Source organism: Candidatus Brevundimonas colombiensis, assembly GCA_029202665.1.
In the GTDB taxonomy this organism is placed as follows: Bacteria; Pseudomonadota; Alphaproteobacteria; order Caulobacterales; family Caulobacteraceae; genus Brevundimonas; species Brevundimonas colombiensis.
Genome location: CP119326.1, coordinates 574,807 through 595,581, shown reverse-complemented (window position 1 = coordinate 595,581; position 20,775 = coordinate 574,807). Strand labels below are relative to the sequence as shown.

Below are 20,775 nucleotides of genomic sequence, written 5' to 3'. Positions count from 1 at the left end.
TGATGCGAATGTTTTGCGTCCTGTCCGGACGGGGCGGATTTCGTGTATCTTTCCCGCCGCATGACCGACTTCGCCAAGGCCGCCAATCCCCTTCCGTCCCAGGTGGACGTGGTCGTGGTCGGCGCGGGCGCCGCGGGCATCGCGGCCGCGCGCCGCCTGATGCGGCCCGGCCTGTCGCTGCTGGTTCTGGAGGCGCGAAGCCGGATCGGCGGTCGGGCCTTCACCCAGCGGATCGAAGGCGAAGGCCTGGACATGGGCTGCGGCTGGCTGCACTCGGCCGACGACAATGTCCTGGCGGACCGCGTGGAGGCCGAGGGGCTGACGCTGGACCAGACCCCGCCGCCCTGGCGCAAACAGGCGTTCGACCACGAGATGACGCCGGCGGATCAGGCCGCGTTCGGCGAAGCCTTCGCCGCCTTCGATCAGCGCGTGGCGGAGGCGGCTTCTCTTTGCCGGGCCGGTCAGGGCGAGGACCGCCCGGCGGCCGACCTGTTCGAGCCCGACTGCCGCTGGAACGCCCATATGGACGCCATCTCCGGCGCCCTGAACGGCGCGCGTTTCGCCGAGGTCTCGACCCTGGACTACGACGCCTATGGCGACACGGGCGTAAACTGGCGTGTGCGCGAGGGCTATGGTCGGCTGATCGCGCGCCTGGGCGAGGCGGCGGCCCCGGTCACGGTGACGGACTGCGCCGTGCGTCGGATCGATCGGTCCGGCGCCTCCCTGCGGCTGGAGACCAGCCGGGGCGAGCTGACGGCGCGGATCGTCATCCTGACCACGCCCAACAGCCTGATCGCCAACGAGACCGTCCGCATCGACCCGCCGGTTCCGGCCCTGCTGGAGGCGACCGCCGGCGTGCCGCTGGGCCTGGCGTCCAAGGTGCATATGACGGTGCGCGGCGCGCGCGATTTCCAGCCCGACACCCAGTTATGGACCCGCACCGACACCGCCCAGACCGGCGGTTATCACCTGCGGCCTTTTGGCCGGCCGATGATCGAGGCCTATTTCGGCGCCGATCTGGCCTGGGGGCTGGAGGCGCAGGGACCGGCGGCCCTGGCGGATTTCGCCGTGTCCGAACTGGTCTCGGCCCTGGGATCGGACATGCGTCGGCGGCTGGATGCGGTCGCCGTCAGCGGTTGGGGCGTCGATCCCTGGTCTCGGGGCGCCTATTCCCACGCCCTGCCGGGTCACGCGGGCGATCGGGCGAAGCTGCGCGTCGCCGTCGAGGACCGCCTCTTCCTGGCCGGGGAAGCGACCGCGCCCCTCTATTACGGCACGGCCCACGGGGCCTGGATGGAGGGCGAACGGGCGGCGGACGCGGCCCTGACCGCCTTGGGGATTGACCCGCGACGGCATGACGGCGACAGCGAGGCATGAAGCCCGTCAAGGCTGGAAAGCCCGCCGCCAAACCGGCCAAACGCCCGTCGATCATGACCGGCGCCGCCATCCCCGTGCTGCGCTGGCCCCCCGACGAGGATCGGGTCGAGGCCATCTTCGAACGGCTGGCGGGGGTCATGCCCGATCCCAAGACCGAGCTGAACTTTTCCAGCCCCTATACGCTGGTCGTCGCCGTGGCCCTGTCGGCCCAGGCCACCGACGTCTCGGTCAACAAGGCGACAGACCGTCTGTTCCAGGTCGCCGACACGCCGCAAAAGATGCTGGCGCTGGGCGAGGAGGGGCTGATCCCCTACATCGCCTCCATCGGCCTTTATCGCGGCAAGGCGCGAAACGTCATCGCGCTGAGCCGCATCGTGCTGGAGCAGCATGGCGGCCAGGTCCCCTTGAACCGCAAGGACCTTCAGGCCCTGCCCGGCGTGGGGCGAAAGACCGCCTCGGTGGTGCTGAACGAGCTGGGGATCGAGGCGGCCATCGCGGTGGACACCCACGTCTTCCGCGTTTCGCACCGGCTGGGTCTGGCCAATGCCGGAACGCCCGACAAGGTCGAGGATCAGCTGTTCAAGGTCGTGCCCGAGGACTGGCTGCCCAAGGCGCACCACTGGCTGATCCTGCACGGCCGCTACACCTGCACGGCGCGCAGGCCCAAATGCCTGTCGTGTCTGATCGCCGACCTGTGTCCGTCGCGGGCCGGGCTGATCGCCCTGGGCGAGGCGGCCTAGGCTTTCAGGCGCGCCGCCACGGCGGCGGCGAAACCCGCGCCGTTGGCCGGATCATAATCCAGATAGAAGTCGGGCTCGATCAGTTCGGCCTCCATCAGCACCCAGCGCCCGGCGTCGTCGCGCGCCATGTCGATGCGGGCGTAAAGCAGCGGCTCGGCGATGGCCGCCAACACCTGTTCGGCCAGGGCCATCGCCTCGGCGTCTGGCGTCACGGTCTGGTACAGGCCGCCGAACTGCATCTGGATGCGGAAGTCGCCCGGCACGGGGCGTTTGTTGACCGCATGGCTGAGGCACCCGCCGAAGACCAGCAGCGAGGTCTCGCCCTCGGTCTCGATGGATTTCAGATAGGGCTGGATCATCGCCGCCCCTTCCGGCGCCTCGGTCAGAGCCTCGCCCGGCGACAGGCGCAGGGTGCGGAAGGCGCCGGCCGACACCGTGGGCTTGACAATCAGGACCTGCGCCCCGGTCTCGGCGAAGACGGCGTTCACCTGATCCTGGGTCACGCCGTCGGTCCAGCGCGTCGGCGGGATCGGCACGCCCTGGTCCGCCAGCCGCGCCAAATAGGACTTGTCCGAGTTCCAGCGCAGCACCTCGGCCGGATTGGCGACCGGCAGGCCCGCACGGCTCCACGTCTCGCACGCCGCCAGCCAGCGGTCGTGATCGCGGTGATAACCCCAGGTGATGACCGGCAGGATCAGATCGTGCGCGGCCAGCCCCGAGGCGTCCTCCACATGATCGGTCCAGGGCGTGGCGACCACGCGCGCGCCCGTGTCCTGCAGCACCGCCGTCAGCCGCGCCAGCACCTCGGGCCAGCGTCCGATGTAGGATTTGTCCTGGGGGTCGGGCGTCAGAACGGCGATCTGGGTCATGACGTCCTCATAGCGAAGCCGGGGCGGGCATATAAGGGCATCCTTATATGATTTCGGGTGACGCGCGGCCTTCCAGCCGCTAAGGCGCGATCATGATCCAGAACACCGCCCAATACGATGTCTGCGCCGTCGGCAACGCCATCGTCGATGTCCTCAGCCCCTGCGACGCCGCCTTCCTCGCGGCCCAGGACCTGGCCCCCAACTCGATGCAGCTGGTCGACGCCGAACGCAGCGCCGCCCTGTACGACGCTATGGCGCCGGGCGTGGAGGCTTCCGGCGGCTCGGCGGGCAACACCGTGGCGGGCGTCGGTTCGTTCGGCGGGCGCGCGGCCTATATCGGCAAGGTCGCCGACGATACGCTGGGCCAGGTCTTCACCCACGACATCCGCGCGGCGGGCGTCCATTTCGACACCCCGGTCCTGACGGGCGGCGCCGACCAGGGCTTCGGCACCGGCCGCTGCCTGATCAATGTGCTGTCCGACGGCGCGCGCACCATGGCCACCTTCCTGGGGGCCGCGAACCAGCTTTACGCCGACGACATCGATCAGGCCCTGATCGGCGCCAGCCAGATCGTCTATCTGGAAGGCTATCTGTTCGACCCGGCCCCGGCCCGCGCCGCCTTCGAACGCGCCGCCGCCGCCGCGCACCAGGCGGGCCGCAAGGTCGCCATCACCCTGTCCGACACCTTCGTCGTCGCCCGCTGGCGCGCCGAACTGCTGGACTTCATCACCCAGTCCGCCGACATCGTCCTGGCCAACGAGGCCGAGCTGGGCGCCCTGTTCGAGACCGACGACTTCGACGCCGCCGCCGCCCGGCTGGCCGCCATCGTCGACATCGCCGCCGTCACGCGCGGCGAACACGGCTCGGTGGTGATCCGGGGCGATCAGCGCGTCACCGTCGCCGCCTATCCGGTCGCCAAGGTCGTGGACACCACCGGCGCCGGCGACCAGTACGCTGCCGGCTTCCTGCTGGGTCTTGCGCGCGGCCTGCCTCTGGAAGACGCCGCCAGGCTCGGCTCGCTGGCCGCTTCCGAAGTCATCGCCCACTGGGGCCCCCGCCCGATGGTCAAACTGGCCGACCTGGCCGCCGAGCACGGGTTGAAGATCTGAACCCATGATCCTTCTCCCATTGGGAGAAGGTGGCCCGAAGGGTCGGATGAGGGTCGGCCGGTGGGCCGACTCGCAGGAACGACCCTCACCCTTTCGCGCGAGGACGGCGGCTGCGCCGCCGTGCGCTCAAGCCCTCTCCCAAAAGGAGAGGTTTTTTGACTCAGCTCTTCCACCTCAGGGTCGTCGGCTGGATCGGGTTGACGAATGCGCGGTCCTCGGCCCGGCTTCTGACCCATTCCCGTTTCAGCTGCTGATACCATTTGGCCTGTTTGTCGGCGTCGTCGATCCAGATCAGGGCGGGGTCGTAGCGCAGGCCCTCGTTCTGCAGGTTCACCATGCCGCCATCCTGTTTCAGGAAGGCCACGACGCCCATCCGCAGGAAGGGTTTGGCGATGTCGAACACCCAGTGGTCGGACCAGAACATCTGGGTGATGCGGGTCTTGGTCTCGGTGATCGGCGTCAGGCAGGTCAGGGCCAGAACCTGTTTTTCGCCCACCTGGATATGTTCCCAGCGATAGCCCGGCAGGCGGAAGGTGATCTCCGTCGCCGGCGCCCCGCCCAGAATCTTGTAGAGGCGGCTGTTCGACGAGGGGGCGTGGCGCACCATGGCCCAGCCGGCCTCGGTCGGGGCGAAGGCCTTGGCCTTTTCGTGCATCGAATGTTCGGACCGCCACCACCATTGCTGGTGGACATAGGGGCCGTGCGCCGGGTCCATCAGGCCGACGACGGCGTGGTCGATATGGCTGTCGAAATCCATCGCCTCGACCAGCTTGGCCTCGCCGCCCACCACGCCGGGGAAGACGGGCGGTTCGTGGTCCGGCTCCATCGGATTGCGGGCGTCAGACGCCATCCAGACGAAGACGATCCCCTGGCTTTCGCGCACCGGATAGGACCGCACGCGGATGCGGTTCGCCTCGAACGCCTGCGCCTCGACCAGCGAAGGAATGGCGGCGCAGACCCCGTCGGGCCGGAAGCGCCAGCCGTGATAGGGGCATTCCACCGTCTCGCCCTCGCCGGGCTTCTCGACCAGACGCCCCGCCGACAGGGGTGCGGCCCGGTGGGGGCAGATGTCGCGCATCGCATAGACCTGGCCCGCGCGGGTGCGGCCGACCAGGACCGGCTCGCCCATGATCTCGTAGCGTTTCAGGCTGGCGGGCGCGACGTCCCGGCCCAGGGCGACGAAATACCAGGCGTCGGCGATGAACCCCTTGCCGAACGGCTGCGCGCCCACCTTGGCCGGGGCGGCTTCGGCCATGACGGGGGCTTGGGGAGACGAGACGGGAGCGGCGGTCATCCGCGCTGTTTAACAGCGCAGGCGTCACAGCCATAGAGGGCGTGCGCCGAGGCAAGCGGGACGGTTTGTCCAAGCCACGTCTTTCCCTCGGCGGCCGGACGCGATTAACTCCCTTCTGAAGAACGCCGCTCACGGCGTCGAAGGGACGTTTCGCCATGCTCCGCATTCTCGCCATCGCCGCCGCCATCTTGGGCGCGCCTGTCGCGGCCTCGGCCCAGGACGGGCGCGGAACGCATTCCGGCGAAGGTCCTGCGGCCTTCCAGTCCGATCGCATTCAGGTGACGGTCGACGGCGACAGAGCCGGGAATGGGGACGGGTGCGACATCATCCTGATCCCCGGCCTCAGCTCCTCGCCCCAGATCTGGCAGGGGACGGTGGATCATCTGGTCGCGCAGGACGGCGTGGGCTGGCGCATCCACCGCATCCAGGTCGACGGCTTCGCCGGGGCGCCGCCCGCCGCAAACGCCCAGACCGGATCGGCGCCCACGCCTGTCGCCGCGCCCGTCGCCGAGGAGATCGCCCGCTACATCCGCGAACAGGGTCTGACCAGGCCCGCCGTCGTCGGCCATTCGATGGGCGGGACCATCGGCCTGATGCTGGCGGCGCGCCATCCCGATCAGGTCGGACGGTTGATGGTGGTGGACATGGTCCCCTTCATGGGCGCGATGTTCGCCGCCCCCGGCGCGACGGCCGAGACGGCGGCGCCCATCGCCGACCAGATCTGGGCCGCCCAGGCCAACAGCCCGCGCGACGCCTATGTCGCCCAGGCCACGGCCTCCATCACCGGCATGATCAACACCGAGGCCCGCCGCGAACTGGCCCTGCAAAACATGCGCGACAGCGATCAGAAGGTCTCGGCTGCGGCCTTCCGCGAACTGGTCGCCACCGACCTGCGTCCCGAACTGCCCCGGATCACCGCCCCGACAGAGGTGCTGTACGTCAAGTTCAACGACGCGCGCATGACGCCGGAAATCACCGACGCCATCTATCAGGCCTCCTACGCCGGCCTGCCGGGCGCGACCCTGAAACGGATCGACGACAGCGCCCACTTCATCATGTTCGACCAGCCCCGGGCCTTCTACGGCGCGCTGGATGATTTCCTGGCGCGATGACCCATCCGTCCGCCGAACGCATCGTCGGCCTGTACGGCGATCGGGCCGCCGACTGGATCGCCGATCGGGGCGCCGTCCTGCACCCCGGCGACGGCGGCGGCCTGAACGAGGCGGCGTGGATCGAGCGGTTCTGCGATGGTCTGGCGTTGGGCGCCCATGTCCTGGATGTGGGGTGCGGATCGGGTTGGCCGATGGGGGCGGCCCTTCTGGCGGGCGGCTTTCGGGTGCGGGGCGTGGACGCCTCGCCCGGCCTGATCGCCCACGCGGCCGCGACCCTGCCGCAAGGGGAGTGGAGCCTGGGCGACATGCGCCAGGGTCTGCCTCAGGGCGCGTTCGACGGCGTTCTGGCCTGGCACAGCCTGTTTCACCTCAGTCCCGACGACCAGCAGGCGGTCCTGCCGGAACTGGCGCGCCGCGTCGCGCCAGGCGGGCGGCTCATGTTCACCTCGGGCCATGCCCATGGCGAGACGATCGGCGACTGGCGGGGCGCGCCGCTGTATCACGCCAGCCTGGACCCCGGGACCTATCGCGCCATACTGTCGGCCGCCGGCCTGGACATCGTGTGCGACGGGGCCAAGACGGGCGTCTGGCTGGCGCGGCGCGCCTTTCTTTCGGCGAAATAGCCGATCACGGTCGCGTTATCTCGGCGGGGACGTTTCGGCGGCGACGCTTAGGGGATATGACAGCGATATAGGCGAACCGCGTCGCTCCCGGCGCGGCATCTGAAGGACGGACATGGCGGGACCAGTGAACGCGGGCGGACCACAGGCCCAGGGCAAGCCCCGCCGGTCCGCGTTGCAGCGGCTGCTGTATTGGAGCGCGGTTCTGGCGGTCTGGGGGCTGATCTTCCTGGTCGTCTTCTTCGCCGTCTTCGCGCGCGGCCTGCCCGACACCTCCAGCCTGTATCGGGTCGATCGCCAGCCCTCGATCACCTATCTGGATCGCAACGGCGCCCTGATCGCGACGCGGGGCACTCAGATGGCGCCGCCCGCCGATCTGGACGCCCTGCCGGACTATGTGCCCGCCGCCTTCATCGCCATCGAGGATCGGCGCTTCTATCACCATCCCGGTTTCGACCCGATCGGCATGACCCGGGCGATGGTTCGGAACCTGCGCGCCGGGCGGGTGGTGCAGGGCGGTTCGACCCTGACGCAGCAACTGGCCAAGAACCTGTTCCTGACCCCGGACCAGAACCTGCGCCGCAAGGTGCAGGAGCTGATGCTGGCCGTCTGGCTGGAGATGAAATTCTCCAAGAAGGAAATCCTGGCCCTGTATCTGAACCGGGTCTATTTCGGCGCCGGCGCCTATGGGATCGAGGCGGCGTCGCAACGCTATTTCGACAAGTCGGCCAAGGATCTGACGGTCGGAGAGGCGGCGCTTCTGGCGGGCCTGCTGAAGGCCCCTTCGCGCTATTCGCCGGTGTCCGAGAGCGAGCGCGCCGCCGCCCGCGCCACCGTCGTCCTGAACGAGATGGAAGAGGCGGGCGTCATCACCGCCGCCCAGCGCGAACAGGCCGTGACCCAGCCGGTCATCGTCTCGCGCACCCTGGCGACCCAGCACGCCCAGTATTTCATCGACTGGCTGGACAAGTCGATCCGCGGCCTGGTCGGCGAGCCGACCGAGGACATGGTGGTCGAGACCACCCTGGACCTGACGCTTCAGACCGCCGCCGAACGTTCGGTGCGCCGCATCCTGGACCGCGACGCGGGCAAGGGCGTGCAGCAGGCGGCCCTGGTCGCCCTGGACGGCGACGGGCGGGTCCGCGCCATGATCGGCGGCTCGTCCTATGCCGACAGCCAGTTCAACCGCGCCGTCGACGCGCGTCGTCAGGCCGGTTCGGCCTGGAAACCCTTCGTCTATCTGGCGGCGATGGAGGCGGGCTTCACGCCCCAGACTCCGGTGGTCGATCAGCCGATCACCATCGGCAACTGGTCGCCCAAGAACTATTCCGGGACCTTCCACGGGCCGATGACCATCGCCCAGGCCGTGGCGCAATCAACCAATACGGTTGCGGCTTCGGTCGCTGATCAGGTGGGGCGCGACAGCGTGGCCCGCGCCGCCCGACGCCTGGGCATCGAAAGCCGCATCGGTCTGGAGCCGGCCATGGCGCTGGGCGCGGTCGAGGTTTCGCCGCTGGAGATGGCCACCGCCTATGACGCCTTCGCCAATGGCGGCCGTCGGGTCCAGGCCTATGGCATCAGCCGCATCCGCACGCCCCAGGGCCGCGTCATCTATCAGCGCGAAAGCGGCCAGAGCGGCCAGGCCATCAACAATCCTCCGCTCTATTACATGAACCAGGTGCTGCGCGGCGTGGTGACCGGCGGTTCCGGCCGGGGGGCGGCGATCGCGGGCCGCGACCTGGCGGGCAAGACCGGCACGACCTCGGATTACAAGGATGCCTGGTTCGTCGGTTACACCGGCGGCTTCGTCGCCGCCGTCTGGGTGGGCAAGGACGACAACACCGCCATGCGCGGCGTCACCGGCAGTTCGTCCCCCGCCGCCATCTGGAAGGGCTTCATGGAGGCGGCCCTGCCGCGCCTGAATGCGCCCAGCATCCCCAACGGCCCGCCCATGCCCGAGGGCTGGGTCGCGCCCGATCCGGTCGGCGATCTGATGAGCGGGCTGGATCAGGGCGGGGCGCTTGTCGAGCCGGTCGATCCCGACCAGGGCGAACCCTATCTCGACCAACCCGGCGCCGTCGTCCAGCCGACCCAGCCCAAACCGCTGGCGCCCCAGCAGCCGACCCGTCCTTCGGGCCCGCCGCCCGGCTATCGCGATCCGTCGAACAAGCAGCCGGAAGGTCGTCCCCAGCCCGAACGCAAGGGCGAGGCCCTGTTCTTCTGATCGGCCGAACGCGGCTGGACAAAGATGAAGGCAGGCGGCCCGGCGGCCGCCTGCCTTTTTCATTTCGGGTTCTACGCCGGCGTCAGCGCGGACAGGACAGGTCGCCCTCCTGACATTGCGCCAGGGTGCGCAGTTGTTGGGTCCGTTCGTTGGTCAGCCGCGCGACGCAGGTCGAATGCACCATGGGATAGGCCGATCCGCCCTGCACGCCAGAAGCCTCGAAGCGGCACTGCTGGTCGCGGAAACTGATCCAGGTCCGCTGGGCGGTGCGCAGCAGCGTGCGGCTGGCGGGCGACAGCCGGCCCATCGTCGCCGTGTACTGGCTGTTCAACGCGCGGTCGGCGCGCTGCAGGTCCTGGGCGGCGTTGGCGTTCATCGTCGTCTGGGACTGCGCCGAGGCCGACGACGCGGCGGCGACCGCCAGTCCGAGGGCGAGGGACAGGGAGAGCATGGTTTTCATGGAGCGTTCCTAGAAGGGAGGGCGCCGATGAAACGCGCCGGACGGCCGGAGTTTCCGTGGTCCGTCGTGATCGCCTCAGCGCCCGACGGCGTGCAGGGCTCCGCCGTAGTCCTTCAGCCATTTCCGCCAGGGCTTGTGATCGCCGACCAGCCGTTCGACCACGGACCAATAGGCGGGGCTGTGGTCGGCGTGGACCAGATGGGCGACCTCGTGGGCGGCCAGATAGTCGATCACCGGCGGCGGGGCCATGATGACGCGCCAGGAATAGCGAATGGTGCGGTTGTGCGGGCTGCACGAACCCCACCGCGACCGGGTGTCGGCGATGGACACCGTGACCGGCGCCTGGCCCAGGGCGCGCAGGTGATGATCGGTGCGTTCCAGCAGCGTGTCGCGCGCCTCGCGTTTCAACAGGTTCTCGACCCGACGCGCATAGGCCTCGTCCTCGCCGCCCGAGCGGATCACGGTTCCCTCTTCGACCAGGCGCGCGGCCCCGGCGCCGAGCGTCGCCTCCAGCCGCACGGGGCGACCGCGCAGGGAAATGACCTGCCCCGGCGCCAGCGGCCGGCTTTTCGGCCGCACCGCCAGCCGTTCGCTGATCCACACGGCCTTGGTGCGGGCGAAGGCCACGGCCTGGGTCAGGCCACGTTCGCTGGGGGCGATCACCACCGCCTCGCCCGCCCGCGCATCGATCCGCACCGACAGGCGCCGGGCGCGCGGATTGACGGACAGTCTCAGGGTCGGGCCGGAACCTGAGTTCCCGCCCGTTTCGTCAAGCGGCAGCCGCTGACCGTTGCGGTACGCCACCGAAAGCCTCGTTCTGGGCGATGAAATCGCGGACGCGGGGATAGATTTCGTCGCGGAAGCGACGGCCGTTGAACACGCCGTAATGGCCCACGCCCGGCTGGACATAGAGCACGCGGCGATCCTCGGGGATGTTGGAGCACAGGCCGTGCGCCGCCTGGGTCTGGCCGACGCCGGAGATGTCGTCCTTCTCGCCTTCGACGGTCATCAGGCCGATGTCGGTGATCCGGGCCAGATCGACCTTGCGTCCGCGATGCTCCAGCAGGCCGCGCGCCAGCAGGTGCTGCTGGAAGACGATGTCGATGGTCTGAAGATAGAATTCTTCGGTCAGGTCCAGCACCGACAGATATTCGTCGTAGAATTCCTCGTGCTTCTCCACCCCGTCGCCGTCGCCGGCGATCAGGCTGTTGAAATAGTTCCAGTGGGCGTCGCGGTGGCGATCCTCGTTCATCGACATGAAGCTGTAGAGCTGGACGAAGCCCGGATAGACCCGCCGCCCGAACCCCGGATAGGGCAGGGGCACGGTGTGGATCATGTTCGACTTGAACCAGGTGAAGGGTTTCTCTTCGGCCAGATGGTTCGTGACCGTCGGCGACAGGCGCGCATCGATGGGCGAGCCCATGAAGGTCATGGACAGGGGCCGGTTCTCGTCGCCGTCCTCGGCCATCACCGCGCCAGCGGCCAGCACCGGCGGGCCGGGCTGGCACACGCCGACGACATGAGCGCGCCCGCCGATCTCGGCCAGCATCAGGCGGATGTGGTCGATATAGTCGAAGAAGTCGAACCGTCCCTCCAGCACCGGAACCTGACGGGCGTTGATCCAGTCGGTGACATAGACGTCGTGGTCCTGAAGAAAGGCCTCGACCGTGCCGCGCAGCAGGGTGGCGTAGTGGCCCGACAGCGGCGCGACGATCAGGACGGCGGGCCCGGCGGCGGGCTTTTTGGCCCGCTTCAGGTCGCCGATGTTGCGCGCGAACCGGACCAGGCGGCACCATGGGCTCTGCCAGATCACCTGTTCGGTGGTGCGCACCGTCTTGCCGCCGATCTCCAGCGTCTCCAGCTTCCAGGCCGGCTTGCCGTAACGCCGCGTCACGCTCTCGAACAGTTCGGCCGAGGCGTAGGCGGTGCGCCCGATGGCCGTGTCGGCCGCCGGGTTCAGCGGCGAGGTCCAGAAGCTGCGGGCCATCTGCGCTCCGATGCGGAAGGGCAGGGCCGACTGATAGGCGAGTTCATGAAAGGCGTAGAGCATGACGATCCGTTGCGGCCTGTCGCCGTTTGTGCAGGGCAACATATAATGCCTCGCCCTGCAAAAGGATTATGGGATCGTCCTTATCCCCGCGCCATGGCGTCTTCGATGATCTTGGTCGTCTTGTCCGGTCCCATCCCATAGGCGACGGCGGTGCGGAACCGGCCGTCCGGCCCCATCAGATAGACGGTCAGGGAGTGGTTCATCGTATAGGTCTCGCCCTCGCCGACCTTCTGATAGAAGGCGCGATAGGCCCTGGCCGCCGTCGCCACCTGATCCGGCGTGCCGGTCAGGCCGATGGCGCCCCTGGGGAAACCGTCCGACGACAGATAGTCCTTCAGCATCTGCGGCGTGTCGCGTTGGGGGTCGATGCTGACGAAGACGATCTGCAGATCGTTGGCCTTGTCGCCCAGACGCTGCTGCACGGCGGCCAGTTCGGCCAGGGTCGTGGGGCAGAATTCGGGGCAGTAGGTGAAGCCGAAGAAGACCAGGCTCCATTTGCCGTTCAGCATCGTCTGGTCGACCGTCCGACCGTCCTGGTTCACCAGCTGGAAGTCGCCGCCGATCAGCGGCTGGCCGGTCGAGGTGGTCTCCATGGCGTTCGACGGGGCGCTGCGTCCGCTGACCACGACCACGGTGATGATGGCCAGCGCCGCCGCCACGGCGATACAGGCGCCGGCGAACAGCAGGACGGAACGACGCGGCATGACGACCTCTCACGAAATGGCTCTGGTCGGTCTATAGAAGTCGCGTGACCTCGACAGAAGCCCGCATTGCGCCGCATGGCGCGCCATCTTCCCCTGGTCCGGCGCCCCATGCCGCGCCGCCTGGTCCGCTGGACGGCTGGCGCGACGCGCCGCGACGAGGGCGGGGATTTTCGCTCAGGACGCTGATCGTGCTGCGCTGGCTGACCATCCTGGGTCAGAGCGCGGCGATCCTGACGGCCCATCAGGGCCTGCATTTTCCCCTGCCGCTGTGGCCCTGCCTGATCGTGATCGCGGTCAGCGCGGCGGTGAACCTGGGCGCCATGGCGCGGGTGCGCCGGCTGGAGTCCAGCCTGCCCGACGGCAAACAGACCGCGATCCATCTGGGCTTCGACATCTTCCAGCTCGGCGTGCTGCTGGCCCTGACCGGCGGGTTGGAGAACCCCTTCTGCCTGTTGCTGGTGGCGCCGGTGACCATCGCGGCGGCGGCCCTGCCGGCGCGCCAGGCCCTGATGCTGGGCGTGCTGGCCCTGTTGGCGGTCGGCATCCTGTTCTTCTGGTCCGAGCCGCTGCCGTGGCGCCCCTATGAGGATTTCCACCTGCCGCTGCTCTATCGCCTTGGCATGGCCATGGCCCTGGTGACGGGGGTGGTGTTCACCGCGGGCTACGCCTGGCGGGTGGCGGCGGATGCCGAGAAGCTGGAGCTGGCCCTGGCCACGACCCAGGATGTGCTGCAACGCGAGCAGCGGCTGGCGGCGCTGGGCGGCCTCGCGGCGGCGGCGGCGCACGAACTGGGCACGCCGCTGGCCACCATCCAGGTCGTGGCCAAGGAGCTGCAGCGCGCCTCGGCCCCCGACAGCGACGCCGCCGAGGATGCGGCTCTGATCCTGCAACAGGCCGAACGCTGCCGGGGCATCCTGACCCAGCTGTCGCAACAGCCCGAGGGCGACGACGCCCTCTATGCCGACGTGTCGCTGAAGGCCCTGCTGGAAGAGGTGGTCGAGCCGCACCGGGGCTTCGACCTGGCCTTCGACGTCCTGGTCAGGACCCCGCCCGGCCAGCCCGCCCCGCGCGTGCGTCGCCTGCCCGAGGTGATCCACGGCCTGTCCACCCTGGTCGAGAACGCCGCCGACTTCGCCGCCGCCACCGTGCGGGTCCAGGCGGTGGTGGACGCCGGCTGGATCGAGATCGACATCCTGGACGACGGGCCGGGCTTTTCCAGCGATATCTTGCCCCGCCTGGGCGAGCCCTATGTGACCAGCCGCCCCCAGGGCAAGGCGCGCCAGGCCCTGGCCGCCCAGATCGCCGCTGCGACCCGCCCGACCAAGAGGCGGGCGCCCGTCGCTGGAGCGGCCGACGCCCCCATCGCCCCCAGCCAGGGCGGCATGGGGCTGGGCTTCTTCATCGCCCGCACCCTGTTGGAGCGCACCGGGGGATCGGTCAGCGTCGGCCAGGGCCTGCCCCAGCCGGGCGCAGCGCCCGAAGCCAAGGCCGTCCCGCGCGGCGCCCGCGTCGCCGTGCGCTGGGCCCGGCCCGCGCTTGAGGTCGCGGCCTGAACGCCGCTGGGTCGAAGCGTCGCAGGCGGAACCTCGGCCTTGACCCGCGCGCTACCGCTCCCGACTTGAAGGGGCAGGAGAAACCAAGACAATGTCCGAACTCGAAACCCGCATCGCCGCCCTGCCCGACAGGTCCCTGTTGCTGCTGGACGACGATCAGGCGCTACGCACCCGCATGGGACGGGCGCTGGAGGCGCGCGGCTTTCAGGTGACGACCGCCGAATCCGTCGCCGAGGCGACCCAGTTGCTGCGCGACAAGGCCCCGGCCTTCGCCGTCCTGGACATGCGGCTGGAGGACGGCAACGGCCTGAAGATCGTCGAGGCGGTGCGCGAAAAGCGTCAGGACGCCCGCATCGTCATGCTGACCGGCTATGGCGCCATCGCCACGGCGGTCGCGGCGGTCAAGGCCGGCGCCGTCGACTATCTGTCAAAGCCCGCCGACGCCGACGACGTGGTCAAGGCCCTGCTGGCGACCGGCGAGATCCCCGAGCCGCCTGAAAACCCCATGAGCGCCGACCGCGTCCGCTGGGAGCATATTCAGCGCGTCTACGAACTGTGCGACCACAATGTCTCGGAAACCGCCCGTCGCCTGGGCATGCATCGCCGCACCCTGCAACGCATCCTGGCCAAACGCGCGCCCCGGTAGGGGCGATCGTCATACGGTTTGGCGACCGCCCAGCTCGTCCTTCCGGGGCGTCCGAAGGACGAACCCGGAATCCAGGAGGCGTGCAGCCGGCGTCGGATACCTTCACCACAGCGCCTGCGGCCCCTGGGTTCCGGCTTCTTCGCTGCGCTCAGCCCCGGAATGACGGGCGCCGACCCATCTAATCCTCGTCGTCGTCCTCGGACGCGTCGGGGATTTCGGGAGTGACGACGGTCGGGGCGATGGTGCGGATCTCGCCCAGCTTGGCGCCGGGGAAGGCCAGCAGGACGGCCTGGACGAAGGGATTGGCCTCGACCTCGGCGCGCTCGGCGATGCGGGCCTTCTTCTGAAGCTCGATCACCGTCTCGGCGCCGCCCTGACCATTGGCGGCGATCAGCCAGGTGCGGCCGGTCCATTCGCGCAGCCTCGCGGCTAGTTTGCGCGCCAGTTCGACCGGCGCGCCCTGAACGCTCTCATAGACGATGGCGCCGGGCTTGAACGAGACGGGCTTCACGAACCGCTCAACATCCATCTGCAGCCCGACCTCGCGCTTTTCACCGATCAGGGCCACGACCTGTTCGAAGCTTTGCGGATCGGGCAGGGCCGGGGCCATCACCGGCCGGGCCGCCAGTTGTGCGGAGGTTCCGCCGCCGCCGCCGCCTCCACGCGGCGCAGATCCACCGCCCATCGGTTCGCCCGATTGCAGCCGCTTCAGCGCCTCTTCCGGCCCCGGCAGATCGGCGGCATAGGCCAGTCGCACGATGGCCATCTCGACCGCATCGGCCGGATTGGGCGCGCGCCGCACCTCGTCCAGCGCCTTCAGCAGCATCTGCCAGGTCCGCGACAGGGTCGCCGCCGGAATGGCCGCGCCCAGGGCCGCCAGCTTCTGCGCCTGATCATTGGGCAGGCGCGTCGCGTTCGGCCCCAGCATCTTGGCGACCGAAGCGGCGTGGCAATGTTCCAGCAGGTCGTTGGTCACCTGCACCGGATCGGCGCCGAAGCCGTAAAGCGTGCGGAAGCTCTCCAGCGCCTCGGGCGTGCGGCCGGCCATGATCGATTCGAACAGGGCGATGGTCTGGGTCCGGTCCGCCAGACCCAGCATGTCGCGCACCGTCTCGGTCTTCACCGTCTCGCCGCGCTCGCCCTGGACCAGGGCCTGATCCAGCAGCGACAGGCCGTCGCGCACCGATCCCTCGGCGGCGCGCGAGATCAGGGCCAGGGCGTCGGCCTCGATCTTCATGCCCTCGCGGTCGGCGATACGGCCCAGATGCTCGACCAGGATTTCCGGCTCGACCCGGCGCAGATCGAACCTCTGGCACCGGCTCAGGATCGTCACCGGCACCTTGCGGATCTCGGTGGTGGCGAAGATGAATTTGGCGTGGGGCGGCGGCTCCTCCAGCGTCTTCAGCAGGGCGTTGAACGCCTGCGTCGACAGCATATGGACCTCGTCCAGCACATAGACCTTGTAGCGCGCCTCGACCGGCGCATAGCGGACGCTTTCCAGAATATCGCGGATGTCGTTGACGCCGGTGTGCGACGCCGCGTCCATCTCCATCACGTCCATGTGCTGACCGGCCATGATGGCCGCGTCGTGCCGGCCGTGGGCGGTCAGGGCCAGCGACGGCCGGTCGATGACATCGGTCTCGTTGTTCAGGGCGCGGGCCAAGAGGCGCGCGGTCGTCGTCTTGCCGACGCCCCGCACTCCGGTCAGCATGAAGGCGTGCGCGATCCGCCCGGTGGCGAAGGCGTTGGTCAGCGTCCTGACCATCGCCTCCTGGCCGATCAGATCCTCAAAGGTGCGCGGGCGATATTTGCGCGCCAGCACCTGATAGGCGGCGCCGTCGTCGGCGGGCGCTTCCCCCTCGGCCTGCACGGGCTTGGCGACGACAGGGGCGACCACCGGCTCAGCGACCGGCTCGGGCGCCGCAGCAGGCGCGCCGAACATGTCGTCGGTGTTCTCGTCCCGCTCTACGACCTCGTCCTCTTCCCAGGGCGGGCCGTCCATCGTCGTGTCGCTGTCCGTCATGGCGATAGTCTTAGCGCGCACACGCAATCCCGCGAAGCGATTCCCTCGCCCGAATCGCGCGTCCGCATGAGATGGATGCCCCCTAGACTCGATACGCCCACGACGATCTGTTCATCCAGCGCATGGCAGTGACGACATCTTCAACCGCCTTATGTCTGACACCGCTTTCGGGTCAGTCCCGCAATCTCAGCTCGCCAAAGAGATATCTGATCGCGTGAATGGAGCTTCCTCCGGCTTATCCCGGCCGGGCGTCAAAGCTAGAGGGCCATAGAAAGGTGGTGCCGCTTAGGTGACTCGAACACCTGACCCCCTCATTACGAATTCGATGGAAGCTTACCCACCAAACTCAAGGCGTGCTTAGCTTCTGGCACCGTTTCGCTCAGGCTGAAAGCTTCCAACCCACAGGCTTCCCAGTCTGGCCCGAAGGGGTCGATGGGATGTTTCCTAGTTAAAGATCGTTAGCGTGGGAACGCAATAGATTCCGACCTGCGCCAGACCTGCGAAGCCCGCGTTGTGAGTACCACCTATCGCACTTGGTTTGTGCTGCTTCCGGTGGCCTATGTCACCCATCGAACGTCCTCCAAGAGAACGGCGAAAGCAATTTCGTCTACAACCTCCAACTGAACGCTTGGTCCAATGCAGGTGCTGTGACAGAAGGGCACAGGGGAGCTCTAATGTATTTGAATGGCAAGAAACCTACCGCGACAGCAGCTGTCGAGGGAGTTGTAGCGGCAGAGGCACCAGCAGTCCCGACGCCGATCACCACCACCGAGGCGCGCAAAGAACCGCCAAAGTCCCGCTTGTGGCTTGTGGTGGTCGGAAGCGCGGTCGTCCTTGGGTGCTTTGTCGCTTATCAAATCTACCTGCTCAACACGGCCGCGAACGATGGGGTCATGGCTCTGCTTGGCCAGAGAGGAGACTTCTTCGGCGGCTTCCTCAATCCGATTTTGACTGCTCTGACTCTCGGCGGATTGTTTTACACCCTTCACCTGCAGCGTGTTGAGCAGCAGGAAGCGCGAATTCAGTTTCTCGATACCTCCGCCGCTCTAACGGCGCAGAACGCAGCGATCGAGTCTCAGAATTATCAAACCAGCTTCTATCATCTGTTGGGCACGCACAATGACATCGTCAACTCGCTAAAAACCGTCGATACAAACGAGGAGGATCAGATTGTCACCGGGCGCGATGCTTTTGCCGTCATGTACAGCCGGCTGACGCGCATCTATCGCGCCAAGCGCAGACAGTTTCCAGACGCTGAGGACGGGCGGATCTTGATTTTCGCTTGGGACGAAGTTTTTAAAGAAGAGCAATCCCAACTCGCTCACTATTTTCGCTATCTTTACAACACTATTCGCCTAGTCTCCAGAGGTGTTGATAGCGAAAAATACATACCGATTCTGCGCGCTCAGTTGTCTAATCAAGAGCTGCTCATGCTTTATTATAACTGCGCAGTCGGACAGTATGGTGCGCCATTTGCTGATTTGGCCGTGCAGCACCAGTTGTTCGACAACATCCCGGCGCGGCTCATTGAGCCTAAGCATGGGAAGCTGTTACCAGACGCTGTATTCGGCAAGGGCGGCTATGCGGAGGTTCTTCGCCTCGCCAAGCCGCGAGTGAAGGGTGACATGACTGACGGTGGCGAGTTGCAAGCCAAGAGGGCTCCTCGACAATCACCAACTGTGGCGGTTTCAGGAAACGTAGCTTCCTCGTCGGCTAAGGCATCAAGTCACCGCCCGTCTGGGCCGATCGCCAAGCTTCGCTCATCATCTCCGCCAGAAGATGTACCGGCCAAGGTGTCGGCCCCTACGCGCGACCGCCATAAGTCTGGCGGCCAAGCTCGCGGCGAGGCTACTGCGAAATCTGAGGATGCACCAGGCATCCCTCGCCCACCTAGACCTCCGAAGGCCAAGGGCTGAATCCGATGCAGTACCAAGTCTAAGGACCCTTCTGGTCTCCACGGGCCGAGATGGAAGCCACCGGCGTGGCGCTGAAGGCTTTCTGGGACGGGATCGAAGTGATCGAGCCGGGGCTCCCGCGGGCCGTGGGGATTTATGTCTTTTCGACCTGCCACGGAGAGACTTACACCCCTTGGTATGTCGGCAAGACCAATGCAAAACTGGGTTTCCGCGGGGAGATTTTTCAAGAGCACAAGCTCAACCATTATGTCAGCGCTGGGCAACGCAAGCGGGGCTATCCAGCTATTCATCTCATTGCGAAAGTGGAGCCGGTCAGGGGGAATTTCTGCCGATCATCGCAGAAGTCTGGTCGTGAGATTGACGAGCTTGAGACTGTTATGATCGGTATGGCGCTTCGCGCAAATCCAGACGTTCGAAATTCCAAGAAGACGTGGTTCAATAAAAACTGCCACGTGCCCGGGATAATAGGCCAAGCGTCAACAGGCCGACGTTCAGAGGCCGTTGCCACATTGAGGAACACGCTTAAGCTCTGAACTTGAAGAGCCGATTGGCGGTTCGGCGGATCGAGGGACGGGCAAAAAAATAGCGCCACCCGCACCCCGACGTGATGCCAGGAGGCGGATGAAGCGCTGTGGTTCAGAAGGCGGCCTGCTTCGCCGCTCCGGCCTCGACGGCCTTCAGCAGCGTGTCATTTGCCAAATGGGAATACCGCTGGGTGCTCTGGTAGCTGGCGTGGCCCAGCACTTTGCCAACGGCGAAGAGATCGACCCCGCTGTTGACCATGAACGACGCCGCTGAGTGTCGCAGGTCATGAAGGCGAAGACCCGGCAGCTTGGCCTCCCTTATCGCCCGCTGCCAACCGTGCTTGATCGATACGAAGGGAAGGCGGGTTTCCGGGTTCGGCACGAGCCACGGACAGCCTTTGAAGCGCGGCAATTGTTCGATGATGGCCAGGGCGGCCGTAGAGAGCGGCACGTGACGCGGCTTGCCGGTCTTGCTCGTTGGGATCAGCCAGGACCGACGTTCGATGTCCACGTGGTCGATTCTGGCATCGAGCAACTCGCGCAGCCGTGCTCCTGTGAGAAGAAGCAGGCCGACGATGTGCTGAAGCTGTGGGTTCTGCGACGCCGCTACGGCCTCCCTCAACCGTGCGGCTTCCTCGGCCGACAGGAAGCGTTCGCGGCCGTTGTTGAGCCGCTTCCCAAGTCCACGCGTTGGATTCTTGTCGGTACCCGGCACGTCCCAACTGGAGCCTAGAACGAAGGATCGGCCTAGCAGCACCCTCAGCTTCTCCACCGAAGCAGGCGACAACCCCTTTGCCCGCTTCTCGGTCAGCCACTGGGCCACCGTCCGGCTGTTTATGTCCGTCAGGCGTGTCTTCCCCCACCTTGGGACGATGTGGACGCGCATGCACATCTCGATGCTGGGGTACGACTTCTGGTCCTTGACGGACTCTAGGTGCATGGCCGCCAGTTCGCCGTAGAGGGGGACGGACTTGACCAAAGCCTTTTGCGCGCCGGGATCGCCGCCCATCACAACTTCTGAGCGGAGCTGTTGAGCCTTCTTCTTAGCTGCGGCGAAGGTGACGTCGTTAGAGCCGCCGATCTTATACTGCTTCTGACGACCGGCCTGATCGACGTAGCGGAGGTAGTAGGTCTTGCCTCCAGTAGAGCGGCACTCCAGCACGAAGCCGGTGATGGTTGTGTCGTACCAATCCGTCTTCTTCTTTCCGACCTCGCAGCCGGCGTTGGCGACGAAGGCTTGGGTCAGGTGGGCCTTGGGCATTGTTGTTCTCCTTGCATGGTTGAGGGTGTCGGCGGGCATGCGCCGAGGAGCCGCGCCTGGGCGCGACGGGAGGGTGGTGGCTGGGGTAGACTGGAGGCGGGGGCTGACCCGCGAGGCCGACGGCCGGCTGTCTGTTTGGTGGCGCGTCTGGAAGGCGGCGGTTGATCGCCGGCTCGATCACTCGGCGCTGGGCGGGGCGACGATGTGAAATGCCTAGAAATGCCCCAGAGACGGCCGCCGGGGTGCTGTGCCGGTGGCCCCGATGAGGCGGGTCATCGGACGCCCGAAGTGGC

Annotated in this window: 18 protein-coding genes and 1 tRNA gene; 10 read left to right on the top strand and 9 right to left on the bottom strand. The window is 67.2% G+C overall.

Features of this window, described 5'->3' with window-relative positions:
* The first annotated feature begins 42 nt into the window (after nt 1–42).
* Together P0Y50_02755 and nth are read left to right on the top strand one after the other, a co-directional pair.
* Nucleotides 43–1,377, top strand: a complete 1,335-nt coding sequence (locus tag P0Y50_02755; GenBank protein ID WEK40543.1) for an NAD(P)/FAD-dependent oxidoreductase — start codon at nt 43–45, stop codon at nt 1,375–1,377.
* Entirely contained in the window at nt 1,374–2,117 is a 744-nt protein-coding gene (gene nth / locus P0Y50_02750) for an endonuclease III (GenBank protein WEK40542.1), read from the top strand. Before P0Y50_02755 ends, nth begins: the two co-directional genes overlap by 4 nt.
* Here the strand turns inward: nth and P0Y50_02745 are convergent.
* Nucleotides 2,114–2,986, bottom strand: coding sequence for a transporter (locus P0Y50_02745; GenBank protein WEK40541.1), 873 nt, complete (start codon nt 2,984–2,986; stop codon nt 2,114–2,116). The genes nth and P0Y50_02745 overlap by 4 nt on opposite strands.
* A 92-nt stretch (nt 2,987–3,078) precedes the next feature.
* On the opposite strand from P0Y50_02745, the gene P0Y50_02740 reads away from it, so the two are divergent.
* Nucleotides 3,079–4,095: an adenosine kinase gene (locus tag P0Y50_02740; protein WEK40540.1), complete on the top strand. Its 1,017-nt coding sequence runs from the start codon at nt 3,079–3,081 to the stop codon at nt 4,093–4,095.
* Nucleotides 4,096–4,255: 160 nt separating this feature from the next.
* On the opposite strand, the gene P0Y50_02735 is transcribed toward P0Y50_02740, so the two are convergent.
* Nucleotides 4,256–5,350 (bottom strand): aromatic ring-hydroxylating dioxygenase subunit alpha, encoded by a 1,095-nt coding sequence (locus P0Y50_02735; protein WEK41514.1) that lies wholly within the window; start codon nt 5,348–5,350, stop codon nt 4,256–4,258.
* Between the two features lie 194 nt (nt 5,351–5,544).
* On the opposite strand from P0Y50_02735, the gene P0Y50_02730 reads away from it, so the two are divergent.
* From P0Y50_02730 to P0Y50_02720, 3 genes are all read left to right on the top strand, one after another.
* Complete coding sequence (locus P0Y50_02730) at nt 5,545–6,501, top strand: alpha/beta hydrolase (protein WEK40539.1); 957 nt, start codon at nt 5,545–5,547, stop codon at nt 6,499–6,501.
* The gene (locus P0Y50_02725) at nt 6,498–7,124 is read left to right on the top strand and encodes a class I SAM-dependent methyltransferase (GenBank protein WEK40538.1); all 627 of its coding nucleotides are present in this window, start codon (nt 6,498–6,500) and stop codon (nt 7,122–7,124) included. The genes P0Y50_02730 and P0Y50_02725 overlap by 4 nt, the downstream gene beginning before the upstream one ends.
* Before the next feature lie 112 nt (nt 7,125–7,236).
* Nucleotides 7,237–9,345 (top strand): PBP1A family penicillin-binding protein, encoded by a 2,109-nt coding sequence (locus P0Y50_02720; GenBank protein ID WEK40537.1) that lies wholly within the window; start codon nt 7,237–7,239, stop codon nt 9,343–9,345.
* An 82-nt stretch (nt 9,346–9,427) separates the two neighbouring features.
* Here P0Y50_02720 and P0Y50_02715 read toward each other — a convergent pair whose 3' ends face one another.
* From P0Y50_02715 to P0Y50_02700, 4 genes are all read right to left on the bottom strand, one after another.
* Nucleotides 9,428–9,805, bottom strand: a complete 378-nt coding sequence (locus P0Y50_02715) for a lysozyme inhibitor LprI family protein (protein WEK40536.1) — start codon at nt 9,803–9,805, stop codon at nt 9,428–9,430.
* A gap of 75 nt (nt 9,806–9,880) precedes the next feature.
* The gene (locus P0Y50_02710) at nt 9,881–10,609 is read right to left on the bottom strand and encodes a SprT family zinc-dependent metalloprotease (GenBank protein ID WEK40535.1); all 729 of its coding nucleotides are present in this window, start codon (nt 10,607–10,609) and stop codon (nt 9,881–9,883) included.
* Nucleotides 10,575–11,855, bottom strand: coding sequence for a polyhydroxyalkanoate depolymerase (gene phaZ / locus P0Y50_02705; GenBank protein WEK41513.1), 1,281 nt, complete (start codon nt 11,853–11,855; stop codon nt 10,575–10,577). Before phaZ ends, P0Y50_02710 begins: the two co-directional genes overlap by 35 nt.
* 80 nt (nt 11,856–11,935) lie before the next feature.
* A complete protein-coding gene (locus P0Y50_02700) occupies nt 11,936–12,559 on the bottom strand; it encodes an SCO family protein (protein WEK40534.1) in 624 nt (207 codons plus the stop codon).
* A gap of 44 nt (nt 12,560–12,603) precedes the next feature.
* On the opposite strand from P0Y50_02700, the gene P0Y50_02695 reads away from it, so the two are divergent.
* Together P0Y50_02695 and P0Y50_02690 are read left to right on the top strand one after the other, a co-directional pair.
* Nucleotides 12,604–14,112, top strand: a complete 1,509-nt coding sequence (locus P0Y50_02695; GenBank protein WEK40533.1) for an ActS/PrrB/RegB family redox-sensitive histidine kinase — start codon at nt 12,604–12,606, stop codon at nt 14,110–14,112.
* Between the two features lie 91 nt (nt 14,113–14,203).
* On the top strand, nt 14,204–14,758 hold the full coding sequence (locus P0Y50_02690; GenBank protein WEK40532.1) for an ActR/PrrA/RegA family redox response regulator transcription factor: 555 nt from the start codon (nt 14,204–14,206) through the stop codon (nt 14,756–14,758).
* Between the two features lie 178 nt (nt 14,759–14,936).
* Here the strand turns inward: P0Y50_02690 and P0Y50_02685 are convergent, their stop codons facing one another.
* Together P0Y50_02685 and P0Y50_02680 are read right to left on the bottom strand one after the other, a co-directional pair.
* Nucleotides 14,937–16,781 (bottom strand): DNA polymerase III subunit gamma/tau, encoded by a 1,845-nt coding sequence (locus P0Y50_02685; GenBank protein WEK40531.1) that lies wholly within the window; start codon nt 16,779–16,781, stop codon nt 14,937–14,939.
* 276 nt (nt 16,782–17,057) lie between these two features.
* Nucleotides 17,058–17,138: transfer RNA gene (locus tag P0Y50_02680), tRNA-Thr, on the bottom strand.
* Nucleotides 17,139–17,455: 317 nt separating this feature from the next.
* On the opposite strand from P0Y50_02680, the gene P0Y50_02675 reads away from it, so the two are divergent.
* Both P0Y50_02675 and P0Y50_02670 read left to right on the top strand, forming a co-directional pair.
* Nucleotides 17,456–18,697 (top strand): putative phage abortive infection protein, encoded by a 1,242-nt coding sequence (locus P0Y50_02675; GenBank protein WEK40530.1) that lies wholly within the window; start codon nt 17,456–17,458, stop codon nt 18,695–18,697.
* Between the two features lie 50 nt (nt 18,698–18,747).
* Nucleotides 18,748–19,230, top strand: a complete 483-nt coding sequence (locus P0Y50_02670; protein ID WEK40529.1) for a hypothetical protein — start codon at nt 18,748–18,750, stop codon at nt 19,228–19,230.
* A gap of 103 nt (nt 19,231–19,333) precedes the next feature.
* On the opposite strand, the gene P0Y50_02665 is transcribed toward P0Y50_02670, so the two are convergent.
* Complete coding sequence (locus P0Y50_02665; protein ID WEK40528.1) at nt 19,334–20,482, bottom strand: tyrosine-type recombinase/integrase; 1,149 nt, start codon at nt 20,480–20,482, stop codon at nt 19,334–19,336.
* Between the last annotated feature and the right edge of the window lie 293 nt (nt 20,483–20,775).